Source organism: Baekduia alba, from assembly GCF_028416635.1.
Taxonomy (GTDB): domain Bacteria; phylum Actinomycetota; class Thermoleophilia; order Solirubrobacterales; family Solirubrobacteraceae; genus Baekduia; species Baekduia alba.
On sequence record NZ_CP114013.1, the window covers coordinates 4,714,105 to 4,726,779 of the forward strand.

Sequence of the window (12,675 nt, forward strand, 5' to 3'; positions counted from 1 at the left end):
CGGCGGCGATGGCGCCGCCGACGATGGAGGCGCGTGTGCCGAACGGCGGCGAGGCGTCGCTACGACGCCTCCGACAGATCCACCGCGAACGTCGCCCGGAACGGCTCCGTCACCGTCCGCAGCCCGGTCCCCGAGCGCAGCGCGTCGGTCGGGGCCGTCATCGGCTCGATCGCCAGCACGGAGCGGTTCGGTGGGGTGAAGAGCTGGAGGTGGGTGTAGCCCTCCAGGAAGCGCATGGTCAGCTCGTGGCCGCCGCCGGCCATCGTGAAGGCGGGCTCGGCGCCGAGGTCGGTGTAGCCGGTGTCGAGGTCCTCGTCGCCGATCGGCGCGTGGCGCGGAGCGACGAGCACGGTCTCCCCCGTCGGGATGTCGTGGTCGTCGAGGAGCAGCTTCGACATCGCGGGCGTGCGCAGGATCAGATGGCCGCGGTCGACGCCCGGCAGCGTGAAGTACGGGTGGAACCCGAACGAGACCGGCACCGGCTGGTCCGACGTCGGCGTCAGCGTCGTCGTCACCGTCAGCGCGCTGGAGCTCTGCTCGACGCGCAGCTCCAGCACGTGCGGGTACGGGAAGGCGGCGAGCAGCGCGGGATCGGCGCCGAAGTCCAGCGACGCGACGAGCGTCCGGTCCGTCACCTCGCGCACCTCCCAGCGCTTGGACGCCGACAGCAGCCCGTGGATCGGGAGCCCGTGCTCCTCGATGCGCAGGCCGGGCGTCTCGGCGCCAAGTGCGACGGCGTGCCCGGCCGCCTCGTAGGCGAACCCGCCAAGCCGATTCGCCCAGGGATGCAGGAGCGGGATGCCGAACGTCGCGCCGCGCGCCGCATAGGCGTCGAGGCCGCCCATCTGACCCAGAAGCTCGCGCCCGGAGCCGAAGAGGGACACTCCGACCATGCCCACCGACGGCACCCACCGCGAAGTCCAGTTCCCCGAATGCAGCGTGACCACGTCGCTCGCCATGGCGCCATCCTCTCTTACCCAGCCTTTAGCGCGCCAACAGGAAGCGATCATGTACCTGCCCCACAGTGTCGACATGCACGCGAGCCGGACCGCGGAGTCCAAGGCATGACCCCGCCCAAGCACATCTGGAGCGGGAACTGGGAGAACGAGTCCGAGGAGGACGCGCGTCGCCGCGCCGAAGCCGAGGCCGAGCGTCGCGCCCACCCGCAGCCGGATCCGGCCGAGGCGCCGACGACCGTCGGCCGCGCCTACGCGCCCAGCCCTGACGCCGACGGCGACGCCCCGCGCCGCCGCCCCTCCCGCGGCCGCATCGCCGCCTTCACGACCGTCGCGCTGCTCGCCGTCGGCGGCGGCGCCTTCGCCGCCGGAACGCTGCTGGACAACGACGACGACTCCGCCACGAAGATCGCGCGTCCCGCCGCCCTGCCGGCCGTTGCCTCCAAGCCGATCAAGCCCACCCGCGGCCAGACCCGCGCCGGCGCGATCTACGCGCAGGCCTCCCCCGCCGTCGTCTCGATCCGCAACGGCCAGGGCTCCGGCACCGGCTTCCTGATCGATGACGAGGGCACGCTGGTCACCAACGACCACGTCGTCGACACGGCCAAGACCGTGCAGGTCAAGTTCGGCACCGACGGCCGCACGATCAACGGCAACGTCAAGGGCGTCGACCCGTCGAGCGACCTCGCGGTCGTCCACATCGACGCGTCCTCCATCCCGTCCGGCGCCAAGCCGCTGCAGTTCGCCGACTCCACCGGCGTCTCGGTCGGCGACGTCGCGATCGCGATCGGCAACCCCTTCGGCCTGGACCGCACCGTCACCGAGGGCATCGTCTCCAGCCTCGGCCGGACGCTCCAGGCGCCCAACGGCTTCCAGATCGACGACGTCATCCAGACTGACGCCGCGATCAACCCCGGCAACTCTGGCGGCCCGCTGCTCGACGACGGCGGCAAGGTCATCGGCGTCAACTCGCAGATCGCGACCAACGGCGTGTCCGCGGGCAACGTCGGCATCGGCTTCGCGGTCCCGTCCAACACGGTCCGCCAGGTGCTGCCCGGCCTCAAGGACGGCCGCACCGTGCAGCACGCGTGGCTCGGCGTCGAGACCGCGCAGACCGTCACCGGCTCCATGACCGCGGGCGCGCAGATCGCGTCGGTCGTCACCGGCGGCCCCGCCGAGAGCGGTGGCCTGCAGGCCGGCGACGTCGTCACGCGGATCGACGGCCAGCGGATCAACGACGCCAGCGACCTGTCGTCCTACATCAACACGAAGGCGCCGGACGACAAGATCACGCTGACGGTCGAGCGCAACGGCTCCAAGTCCGACGTCGACGTCACGCTCAAGAACCGGCCCGCGAAGATCCCGTGAGCGCGCAAGACCTCGCCCAGGGGCTCGGCTTGCGGGCGCGCGCTCGCCAGGGGCTCCCTCGCGCAGCTGGGGAGCGCTCGACGTGAGCTTTGGCGCACCCCTGATCCTCCTCGCGCTGCTCCTCGTCCCGGCCCTCCTGATCGGCTACGTCGGGCTGCAGCGTGACCGCGGCCGCGCCGCCGCCGCGTTCGCCGCGCCGCGCATGGCCGCGTCGGTCGCGCCGCGTCGCCCGCGCTGGCGCCGCCACGTGCCGCTCGCCGCGTTCCTGCTGGCGATCGCGATCCTCGTGGTCGCCGCCGCCCAGCCGCAGAAGACGGTGGCGGTGCCGGTCGAGCACGCGCAGATCATGCTGCTGACCGACGTGTCGGGCTCGATGCTGTCGACCGACGTCAAGCCCAACCGGCTGGTCGCGGCGCGCCGCGCGGCGCAGAAGTTCATCGACAACGTGCCCAAGCAGGTCAACGTCGGCATCGAGGCCTTCAACCAGGTCCCGCAGGTCCTGGCCAACCCGACGACCGACCGCGACGCGCTCGCCGCGGCGCTCGGCCGCCTGAAGTCCTCCGGCGGCACCGCGACCGGCGAGGCGATGGTCACGGGCACGCGCGTGCTCCAGCAGGCGCCGTCGCAGAACGGCAAGAAGCCGCCGTCGGCGATCGTGCTGCTGTCCGACGGCGCGTCGACCAAGGGCGTCGACCCGATCCAGGCCGCGCAGGCGGCCGCCAAGCTCAAGATCCCCGTGTACACCGTGACGCTGGGGACCGCGTCCGGGACGATCACCGTCCCGCGCGACCCGAAGAACCCTTCCGCCGGAACGGTCACCAAGCCGGTCCCGCCGGACGTCCCGTCGCTGCAGCGCATCGCGCAGGCGTCCAGGGGCAAGTCCTACACCGCCGAGTCGGCGAGCGACCTGTCAGACGTCTACAAGCGTCTGGGCTCGCAGCTCGGGACCAAGAAGGAGCCGCGCCAGATCACGGCGGGCTTCGCGGGCTTGGGGCTGGCGCTGCTCGGCCTGGGCGCCACCCTCTCGCTCCGCTGGTTCGGGCGACTGATCTAGATATAGGAGAACGTTGATGGACGAGATCACCACCCAGGCACCGCACGATCCCCACGAGGATCCGCGCCGTGCGCTCGGCGAGGCGCTGCACGAGATCAAGCGCGTCATCGTCGGCCAGGACGCGATGCTCGAGCGCTTGTTGGTGTCCTTGCTCGCCGGCGGCCACGTGCTGCTCGAAGGCGTGCCGGGCCTGGCCAAGACGCTGACCGTGCGGACGCTCGCCGACGTCGTCGGCGGCCAGTTCCGCCGCGTGCAGTTCACGCCGGACCTGGTCCCGGCCGACCTGGTCGGCACGCGCATCTGGCGTCCGGACACCGGGCGCTTCGACACCGAGCTCGGCCCCGTCTTCGGCAACGTGCTGCTCGCCGACGAGATCAACCGCGCGCCCGCGAAGGTGCAGAGCGCGTTGTTGGAGGTCATGCAGGAGCACCAGGTGACGATCGGCGGCCAGACGTTCCCGGTCCCGCGCCCGTTCCTCGTGCTCGCGACGCAGAACCCGATCGAGTCCGAGGGGACCTACCCGCTGCCCGAGGCGCAGGTGGACCGCTTCCTCATGAAGCTGCTCGTCGACTACCCGACGCCGGGCGAGGAGGCCGCGGTCGTCGGTCGCTCGCTGGGCGGCAAGGCCGACGTGCGCCAGCGCCTGGAGCTTCCGGACCTCGAGCGCTACGCGGCCCTCGCCGCCGAGGTCATGGTCGACCGCGACATCATCGCCTACGCGGTGGCGCTGGCCGACGCGACGCGCCACCCGGCCGCGCACGGCATGGGCGACCTGACCGGGATGGTCGAGTTCGGCGCCTCGCCGCGCGGGCCGATCGGCCTGGTGCACGCGGCGCGCGCGCTGGCGATGCTCCGCGGCCGCGGGTACGTCAACGCGGGCGACGTCCGCGACCTCGCGCCCGACGTCCTGCGCCACCGGCTCGTGCTGTCCTACGACGCGCTCTCGGAGGGCGTGACGGCCGACGGGATCCTCGATCGCGTGCTCGAGGCCGTCCCCGAGCCCGAGGACCGCTACCTGCACCGGACCCGGAGCCACGCGGCCTAGCCCCGATGCCGTCCGGCACCGACAACCCCACCACCGTGCCGCCCGGGGCGGGCGGGTCGACTTCTGCCGCTCCGGCGCGGCGGGCGCGCGCTGCCATGGCGCCGCCTGCCGCCCGGCAGGGGCCCGGCCCGATGCCGCCGGCGTTGTTGGATGCCTTGGCGATCGCCGTGACGCAGCGCGTCGCCGGCGCGCTGCCGGGCGACCGCCGCGCGGCCGGCGTCGGCGCCGGCACCGAGCTGGCGCAGATCCGGCCCTACGCGTTCGGCGACGACGTGCGCCGCATCGACGCGGCCGCGACCGCCCGGACCGGCGAGCCGCATGTACGCCTCGAAGTCCCTGAGCGGACGCTGACGACGTGGCTCGCGCTCGACGTCTCGTCCTCGATGGCCTTCGGGACGGCGTCGCGCCTGAAGGCCGACGTGGCCGAAGGCGTCGCCTTGGCGGTCGGACGCCTCGCGCTCCGGCACGCCGGCCGCATCGGCATCGCCACCTTCGGCGACGGCGACACGCGCGTGCAGCCGCCGCGCGGCTCGAAGGCCGGCCTGGTGGCGCTGCGCCGCACGCTCGGCGCCGGCAACGCGGTCGACGGCATGCACGACCCGCACGCGCTGGCCAACGCGCTCGGCCGCGTCGGCAAGGTCGCGCGCCTGCCCGGACTGGTCGTCGTCATCTCCGACTTCCGCGAGCAGCGCGACTGGGCCCGCCAGATGGGCGTCCTGCGCGCGCGTCACGCCGTCCTGGCCGTCGAGGTCCACGACCCGCGCGAGGCGTCGATCCCGCCGGTCGGCCGCATCGCGGTCGTCGATCCCGAGACCGGGCGGCGGACCGAGGTCGACACGTCGCGGCCACAGATCCGGCAGCGCTTCGAGGCCCTGGAGGCCGAGCGCCGCGCCACCTTGGCGTCCGAGCTGCGGCGGCTGCGCGTCGACCACGCGCCGCTGCGGACCGACGAAGACTGGCTGCTGCAGCTCGGGCGGAGGCTGCGATGACCGTCGCCACGCCGCTCGCGCTGTCCTTCGGCTCCCCCATCGGGCTGCTCGCGCTGCTCGCGATCCCGGTCGCGCTCCTGCTCCTGGCCGCCGCGCGCCGGCGCCGCACGTCTTATGCGATCCGCTTCCCGGCGGCCACGACGCTGGCGCTCGCCGCCGGCTCGGTCTCCTCGTGGCGCCGGCACGTCCCGACCGCGCTGGCGCTCGCCGCGATCGCCGCGCTGGCGCTCGCGCTGGCCAAGCCGCAGCGCACGGTCGCGGTGCCGGTCGAGGGCGCGTCCGTCGTCCTCGTGACCGACCACTCCGGGTCGATGTCGGCGACCGACGTCGAGCCCGACCGCCTGACCGCGGCCGAGGAAGCCGCCGAGACGTTCCTGGCCAAGCTGCCCAAGGCCACGCGCGTGGGCGTCGTCGCCTACAGCGACGGACCGGACGGCACGCTCGCGCCGACCACCGACCACGACCGCGTGCGCCAGACGATCGAGGCGCAGTCCGCCGTCGGCGCGACCGCGACCGGCGAGGCCCTGCAGGTCGCGCTCGACACGCTGGCGCCCAACGGCCGCAAGGCCGCGCGGCCGGCGAGCGCGATCGTCCTGCTGTCCGACGGCAAGACGACGACCGGCCGCGACCCCGTCGAGGTCGCGAAGACCGCCAAGAAGCTCGGCGTCCCGGTCTACACCGTGGCGCTCGGCACCGCCGACGCGACGATCCCGAACCCGGTCAGCCCGCTCAGCCCGCCGATCGCGGTCCCGCCCGATCCGGAGACGCTGAAGCAGATCGCCGAGCTGTCGGGCGGCCGCGCCTTCACCTCCGGCGACGCCGGCCAGCTGCGCTCGATCTACTCGTCCCTGGGCTCGCGCCTGGCGACCAAGCACGAGGACCGCGAGATCACCGCGGGCTTCGCGGGCGCCGGGCTGGTGCTGCTGCTGGCCGCGGGGCTGCTCTCGCTGCCCCGCGTGGGCCGGCTGCCTTAGTCAGGACAGCCCGGCCGCCGGCGTCGGACCGACGACGTCGGCTGCTGCGGCGTCCGGCGTCGGCTCCGCGCCGCCCATGTCCAACCGGAACGGCGGGTAGCGGTCGGTCATCAGCGTCGCGTAGGCGATGACGCGGAAGACCCAGCGGTTCATCCCCATGATGAAGTCGAAGATGCCGCGCGGGTAGCGGCCGGTGAACAGCAGCACGACGCCCGCGATGAAGGCCATCAGGCCGATCAGGCCGCCGCCGGAGCTCCAGCCACCGTGGTCCCCGGCCGCGTTGAACCCGGCCCAGGCGCCGCCGGCGAAGACGGCGACGACGACGTACTGCGGCAGCGCGAGCAGCCACCACTTGACCAGGACCAGGCCGCGCGAGAGCTCCTGCGGGTACTCGACGTCCAGCCGCGCCGGGTGGTCCGGGACCTCGGCGAGCGTGAACGGCGGGTAGCGGTCGGTCGCGAGCGCGCTGTAGGAGTAGAAGGCCACGCGCCAGGTCCAGCGCAGCACGCCGACGTTGAAGTCGAAGATCGCGCGCGGGTAGCGGCGGGTGAAGAGGATCGCGAAGAAGGCGACGACGGTCGTGACGAAGAACGCGACCCACAGGAACGCGAGGACGATGATGTGCGGGATGATCAACACCCACTTGACCAGCCACAGCCAGCGGCTGAGATGGTCGTCGAGCTCCCCCGTGACCCGCGCCGGATAGACGGACGCTGCGGCGTGCTCGCTCATGGAACGCGCTCCTCTCGGTGCGCGGCGGAAGCGATCCCGCGGTCGGGATCCAGAAGCGCCGCGCTGATGTGCTTCTGCGCCAGCGTACTCCTCTGGCGCGGCCCCGCGGCGCATCTACCGCTGCGGGCCGGTGCTCAGCGCTCCGGATCCTTCAGCGTGCAGGTCGTCGGCGTACGGGATCTGCGCGAGCAGGCACGTCCCCGCGCCGCGAGGGCTGCGGACCGCGAGCGCCCCGTTGATCGCCGCGAGCCGGTCGGCGAGGCCCTGGAGCCCTGAGCCGTGGGTCGGGTCGGCGCCGCCGACGCCGTCGTCGCGGATCTCGATGGCGACCGCGCCGCCGGCGCGGCGGATGATGACGGTGGCCTCGGTAGCAGGCGGACGAGCACGATCGCGAACAGCGCCACGTAGAGCAGCGTCTGGAACGCGAGGGCGACGGCGGCGAGCGTGTCGTTCGCGTCGACGAGCAGGAGGCTGGTCGGGCAGTCGTCGCAGCCCAGCGCGTGGCCGGGCGGCGGGCGTGGGAGGGCGAGGGCGATTCAGGCGCGAACGGCGGAGCGCAGGGTCGCGCGTAAGGTGAACGGTGGTTCCGGGGGCCCATAGGTCACCAAAACACCGTTGACCTCCGTCAACGGCAGATTCACGCGCCGCCGACCGCTGCCCCGAGGACGAGGCACACCCGAAGCGCGGAGGATCGCTCGCGGCCCGTCCTCAGTCGGCCCGCCGGGTCATCCAGGCGCGGACCTTCGGCTCGCGCGTCACGCGCGGCTGCGACGTCGAGCGACCGCCGGTGAGGTTGCCGGCGGCGCCGAGCACGGTGGTCATCGACGCCGTGTCCAGGCCCGGCGCGTAGGGCTGCGCGCAGACGGCGGCGGGCAGCCGGGAGCGGCGCGCGGGGCCGGCGTGCGTGATCGCGTCGTCGATGAGCGCGAAGGTGACGGAGTCGAAGGCCGTGCCGATGTGCGTCACCTTGCGGCCCGGGCAGACCGACTGGATCAGCACGTTGGTCGCGCCCTGCAGCGCCGACGTGGGATGCGCGCCGGTCTGCGGCTGGACGACCTCGTCGCTGCTGGAGCGCACGGTCGTCCACGCGGTCGGTCCGGGCGTCTCGTCGGGCTGCGCGTTGAGCGCGCGCAGGAAATGGGAGCCGGCGGCCTGCTGCCAGTTGGCCGGCGTGCAGCCGGGTGCGGTGGCGCACGCGGTGCGATCGCCGAGCACGGTGCCGTGCTGCGTGCCGGCGGCGGCGATGACGTCGGAGACCTGCGCGCGCAGGCTCGGCCAGTAGGTCAGCGCGACGCGCGGCAGCAGCCCACCCTGGCTGATGCCGAAGACCGCGACCTTGCGCCCCGCGCGCTGGGACATCACGCGCAGGCCGTTGACGAGGTACTGCACCGAGACCTGGATGTCGGCGGTCGTGAAGTTGGGGAAGTCGACGTAGCAGACGGGCGCGCCGTAATCGTCGAGCGCCGGCTTGCCGATGGTGTAGGCCTCGGTCCCGCTCGCGCCGGTCCCGGTGACGAGCATGAGCGGCGTGCGCTTGGCGTGCTCGAGGGCGCCGGTGCAGTGCAGCGCGCGGTTCAGCGTGGCGTGGCCGACGGTGAGCGCGGGCTCGGCGGCGGGCGCCGCGGGGACCGCCGGCGGGCCGGCGAGGGCGGCGAGGGCGGCGACGCCGAACGCGAGCGCCGTGGCGACGAGGGTGCGGGAGCGGGACATGTCGGCCTACGCTGACACGTGCCAGCCGGCGAGGTCGAACAGGAAGTGCGCGAGCACGAGCGCGCGGACGGCGACCTACTCACCGTCGTCCTCGGCGGCGCGGGCGTACCCGTCGTCGAGGTCCAGCACCGCGTTGATGTGCGCGACCAGCGCGACCGCCTCCCGCGTGCCGATCGTCAGCAGGACCTCGCGGCAGGCGAGGAGCAGTTGGTCTCGGGCTTCGAGCTCGTCGGCGAGGTCTTCGGCGGCCACGGCACGGCAGGCACAACGTTCGGCGAGCGCAGAGCGTAGCGGCGGGCCCGGCGCCCTCTGGCCACCGGAGGCTGCCGGAGTGGGTGGGGATCGATGCGGCCACGGTGCCGAGGTGAATGACTGCGGCCGAGCCGGGGTGGCGGCGCCCAGAGCGAGGAGGGCGCGGTAACCGCCCGCCGGCTCAGCCCAGCTTCGACGTGTCCACGTGCACCTGGAACCGGCCCTTCTCCGTGAAGACGATGTCCAGGTTCGTCTTCGCGCCAGACAGGTCGGCGGTGCAGGTGGTGCGGGAGCCTTTGGAGGGGTTCACGTCGTCCGGGCAGTGGACGGCCGCGGTCGAGCCGGTCTGGCGGTGGATGAAGTCGGAGACCTTGGACTCGAGGTCCTTGCGGTCGACGCGGTCGCTGCCGCAGCCAGTCACTCCGGCTCCCAACAGCACGGACGACAGCGCGAAGAGCGCCGTCGCCCGGCTGGTCAAGCGTCGACCTCGATGGCCGCCTTGTCGCCGCGGCGCGGCAGCGGCGGGAGCTCGACCGGCGAGGCGTGCATCGCGCGGAGGCGGACGTCGCGCCAGGACACGCCTTCCTTCAACAGCGCCGGGGCGCCCATGACGAACGCGGTCGCGATCTCGACGGCCTGCAGGATGATCCCGTAGCCCAGCGCGTCCTCGACGCTGATCCCGTAGCCCTTGTGCAGCACGAACACGCACGCGGCCTGGAAGACGCCGAGGTTCGACGGCGTGGCCGGCAGCACGGCGCTCACGTTCACGGCGAACAGGACCGCCGCCGCGGCGCCGACGCCCGCGCGGTCGTCCAGCCCGAACGCGACCAGCAGCACGTAGCAGGACATCCACTGGATGACCCACGCCAGCAGCTGCGCGCTCACAGCGGCGGCGCCCAGCTTCGGATGCCGGAAGACCTCGAGCCCGGCGCGGACCTGCGCGGTCGCCCGCCGGGCCTGACGCGACCACGCGCGCACCCGCGCGCTGCGTGACCAGCCGCGATCCCGCAGCAGCGCCGGCGCACCCAGCACGGCACCGAGGATCACCAGCGGCAGCGCCGCGAACGCGATCAGCCCGCTCTCGTGGTGATGGAACACCGGGACCGAGCGGAACATGACCGCGCCCAGGATGGCCAGGGCCAAGATGTTCAACAACGTCTGGGAGACGATCGTCCCGAGCACGACCGGGACGCCGTCGCGCGGGCGCCCGATCCGGCGCGCCACGATCATCGCGCGCGCCGGCTCGCCCAGGCGCGCCGGCAGCGTCGCGGACATCAGCACGCCGATCATCGTCCCTTGCAGGGCGTCGCGCAGCCGCGGCCGCGGGGCCGTGGGCATCGCGGCGCGCAGGATCGCGGTCCACGCGACCGCGCGCACGACCATCGAGGCGCACATCAGACCGAGCGCGACGATCACCCACGGCGGCGTCGCGTGCACGAGCGAATGGCCGATCCGGTCGAAGCCGATCCGCTCCAGCGCGACGACCGACCCGGCCACGATCGCGAGCGCGACCAGCGCCAGCAGCGCACGGCGAACGAACGCGAGCACCGGCCGGCGCGCGCCGCCGGAGCGCGGCCTCGGCGTCTCCATCGACGGCAGGCGGCGGGCGGGACGGCGCGGCAGCAGGTCGGCCGGCAGCGCGCCGACCCGGACCGCCGCGCGCTGGACGCGCGAGCCCTCGGGCGCCCCTACGGCGACCGCGTCCTCGTACGCCTTCAAGACCTCGGCCGCGACGACCGGCCACGCGTAGCGCTTCGCGCTCTCCAGCGCGGCGGCGCCCAGCGCGGCCCGGCGCTCGTGGTCCAGCGCGAGCGCGCGCAGCGTGTCGCCCAGCGCGGCGGCGTCGCCGCGCGGCACGAGCAGGCCGTCGACGCCGTCGCGCACGACGTCGCGGTAGCCGGCGATGTCGGACGCCACGACCGGCGTGCCGGCCGCGAACGCCTCCGTCAAGACCATGCCGAACGACTCGCCGCCCAGCGACGGGGCGGCCAGCACGTCGGCGTCGCGCAGGACCGCGACCTTCTCCGCGTCGTCGACCTTGCCGAGCACCGTGACGCCGGTGTCGCCGTCGAGCAGCAGCGGCTGCACCTCTTCGGGCGTCGCGCCCACGATCCGCAGCTCGGCGGGCACGTGCTCGCGCAGCGCCTCGAAGGCGCGCAGCAGCACCGGCAGCCCCTTGCGCTCGACCGCCTGGCCGACGAACGCGATCCGCAGCGGACGCTCGGCGCTCACCGGCTCGGCCGGAGCGGCCGTCAGCGACGGATCGACCGCGACCCCGTTCGGGATGACGCGGTAGCGGCCGCCGTAGAAGCGCTCGCCCGTCCAGGCGGCGGCGTCGGACACCGCGATCCGGACCTTCAGCCGGTTCAGCCGGCGCCGGGCGCCGATCGCGACCGCGATGCCGTTGGAGACCGCGTTGGTCGAGTAGCAGTGGAACGTGCCGACGATCGGCACGCCGCAGGACATCAGCGTGTCCCAGCCGACGCACGGGACGACCGGCTCGTGCAGGTGGACGACGTCGTAGCCGCCGGTCCGCAGCTCCTCGCGCAGCGCGCTCACGTTCGGCGCGTAGGGCATCGTCAGGTTGGAGACCGCGCCGTTGGCCGGGAAGCCCATCGTGCGCCCGAGCGGGACCAGCCAGTCCGGCAGCTCGCGCTCCTGCGGAACGGCACCGCGATGCCGCCGCGCCGACCACTTGTCGGGCGGATCGACGGGTGCGAGGACTCGCACATCGTGACCGAGCGCGGCGAGCTCCTGCCGCAGTGCCTCGATGTGCCGCGTCACACCCCCGGGGTACGTCCAGGAATACGGGGAAAGAAGCGCGATGCGCATCAGCTTGCATGCTATCCAGCCGAGCCCCGGAACCACCCTGGGGATAACTCCCCTTCACATACACTGGATGGCGCCCATGGCCGACCGTCACTTCGTCAAGTACACCTTCCTCAAGCTCGATCCTGCCTGGCGCCGCCTGCCGGAGTCCGAGCGCGCACTGCACAAGCAGGAGTTCCTGGCCGCCTGCGAGGACTTCGGGACCGACCACCTGATCCAGGGCTTCTCGCTCGTGGGCACCCGCGGCGACACCGACCTGATGCTCGTGATGGAGGCCGAGAACCTCGACCGGATCCACGAGTTCCACGTGGTGCTGAGCCAGTCCGGGCTCATGAAGTGGGCGGCGGAGCCCTACTCGTTCCTCGGCCTGCGCAAGGCGTCGGAGTACAGCGACGAGGAGCGCCACATCCCGCGCCGCTTCAAGGGCAAGTACCTCTTCGTCTACCCGTTCGTCAAGACGCGCGAGTGGTACGGCCTGGAGGCCGGAGAGCGCTGGCGGATCATGCAGGAGCACATCGCGGTCGGCCGCGAGTACCCGACGGTCGACAACCACACGACGTACTCGTTCGGACTCGACGACCAGGAGTTCGTCGTCGCGTTCGACACCGACGACGCGGGCGCGTTCCTGGACCTCGTCCAGCGACTGCGCACGACCGAGGCGTCGGCCTGGACGCTGCGCGACACGCCGTCGTTCACCTGCATCAGCACGTCGATCGAGCGTGCGCTGATCGCCCTCGACGGCGAGCCCCTGTCCGTCGCGATCTAG

The 12,675-nt window shown here is 73.2% G+C and carries 13 protein-coding genes; 7 read left to right on the forward strand and 6 right to left on the reverse strand.

Translation table 11 applies throughout. The features are described 5' to 3' along the window. Nucleotides 1–59: 59 nt before the first annotated feature. The gene (locus DSM104299_RS23505) at nt 60–893 is read right to left on the reverse strand and encodes an aldose 1-epimerase (RefSeq protein ID WP_272474103.1); all 834 of its coding nucleotides are present in this window, start codon (nt 891–893) and stop codon (nt 60–62) included. On the opposite strand from DSM104299_RS23505, the gene DSM104299_RS23510 reads away from it, so the two are divergent. The 6 genes from DSM104299_RS23510 (at nt 892) to DSM104299_RS23535 (ending at nt 6,386) form a co-directional block, all read left to right on the forward strand. Continuing rightward, nucleotides 892–1,068: a hypothetical protein gene (locus tag DSM104299_RS23510; RefSeq protein ID WP_272474104.1), complete on the forward strand. Its 177-nt coding sequence runs from the start codon at nt 892–894 to the stop codon at nt 1,066–1,068. The genes DSM104299_RS23505 and DSM104299_RS23510 overlap by 2 nt on opposite strands. Further along, nucleotides 1,065–2,324 (forward strand): S1C family serine protease, encoded by a 1,260-nt coding sequence (locus DSM104299_RS23515; protein WP_272474105.1) that lies wholly within the window; start codon nt 1,065–1,067, stop codon nt 2,322–2,324. The genes DSM104299_RS23510 and DSM104299_RS23515 overlap by 4 nt, the downstream gene beginning before the upstream one ends. Nucleotides 2,325–2,406: 82 nt before the next feature. Further along, nucleotides 2,407–3,378, forward strand: coding sequence for a VWA domain-containing protein (locus DSM104299_RS23520; RefSeq protein ID WP_272474106.1), 972 nt, complete (start codon nt 2,407–2,409; stop codon nt 3,376–3,378). A gap of 16 nt (nt 3,379–3,394) precedes the next feature. Next, complete coding sequence (locus tag DSM104299_RS23525) at nt 3,395–4,423, forward strand: AAA family ATPase (protein WP_272474107.1); 1,029 nt, start codon at nt 3,395–3,397, stop codon at nt 4,421–4,423. Between the two features lie 95 nt (nt 4,424–4,518). Beyond that, complete coding sequence (locus DSM104299_RS23530; protein ID WP_272474108.1) at nt 4,519–5,412, forward strand: DUF58 domain-containing protein; 894 nt, start codon at nt 4,519–4,521, stop codon at nt 5,410–5,412. Further along, on the forward strand, nt 5,409–6,386 hold the full coding sequence (locus tag DSM104299_RS23535) for a VWA domain-containing protein (protein ID WP_272474109.1): 978 nt from the start codon (nt 5,409–5,411) through the stop codon (nt 6,384–6,386). The genes DSM104299_RS23530 and DSM104299_RS23535 overlap by 4 nt, the downstream gene beginning before the upstream one ends. Here the strand turns inward: DSM104299_RS23535 and DSM104299_RS23540 are convergent, their stop codons facing one another. The 5 genes from DSM104299_RS23540 to DSM104299_RS23560 form a co-directional block, all read right to left on the reverse strand. Then, nucleotides 6,387–7,118 (reverse strand): DUF4389 domain-containing protein, encoded by a 732-nt coding sequence (locus DSM104299_RS23540; protein ID WP_272474110.1) that lies wholly within the window; start codon nt 7,116–7,118, stop codon nt 6,387–6,389. Between the two features lie 708 nt (nt 7,119–7,826). After that, nucleotides 7,827–8,828: an esterase/lipase family protein gene (locus DSM104299_RS23545; protein WP_272474111.1), complete on the reverse strand. Its 1,002-nt coding sequence runs from the start codon at nt 8,826–8,828 to the stop codon at nt 7,827–7,829. Nucleotides 8,829–8,903: 75 nt separating this feature from the next. Continuing rightward, entirely contained in the window at nt 8,904–9,080 is a 177-nt protein-coding gene (locus DSM104299_RS23550) for a hypothetical protein (RefSeq protein ID WP_272474112.1), read from the reverse strand. Nucleotides 9,081–9,261: 181 nt separating this feature from the next. Further along, nucleotides 9,262–9,558: a DUF4333 domain-containing protein gene (locus DSM104299_RS23555; RefSeq protein WP_272474113.1), complete on the reverse strand. Its 297-nt coding sequence runs from the start codon at nt 9,556–9,558 to the stop codon at nt 9,262–9,264. Beyond that, entirely contained in the window at nt 9,555–11,912 is a 2,358-nt protein-coding gene (locus tag DSM104299_RS23560; protein ID WP_272474114.1) for a lysylphosphatidylglycerol synthase domain-containing protein, read from the reverse strand. The genes DSM104299_RS23555 and DSM104299_RS23560 overlap by 4 nt, the downstream gene beginning before the upstream one ends. Nucleotides 11,913–11,988: 76 nt before the next feature. On the opposite strand from DSM104299_RS23560, the gene DSM104299_RS23565 reads away from it, so the two are divergent. Then, nucleotides 11,989–12,675, forward strand: a complete 687-nt coding sequence (locus DSM104299_RS23565; RefSeq protein ID WP_272474115.1) for a chlorite dismutase family protein — start codon at nt 11,989–11,991, stop codon at nt 12,673–12,675.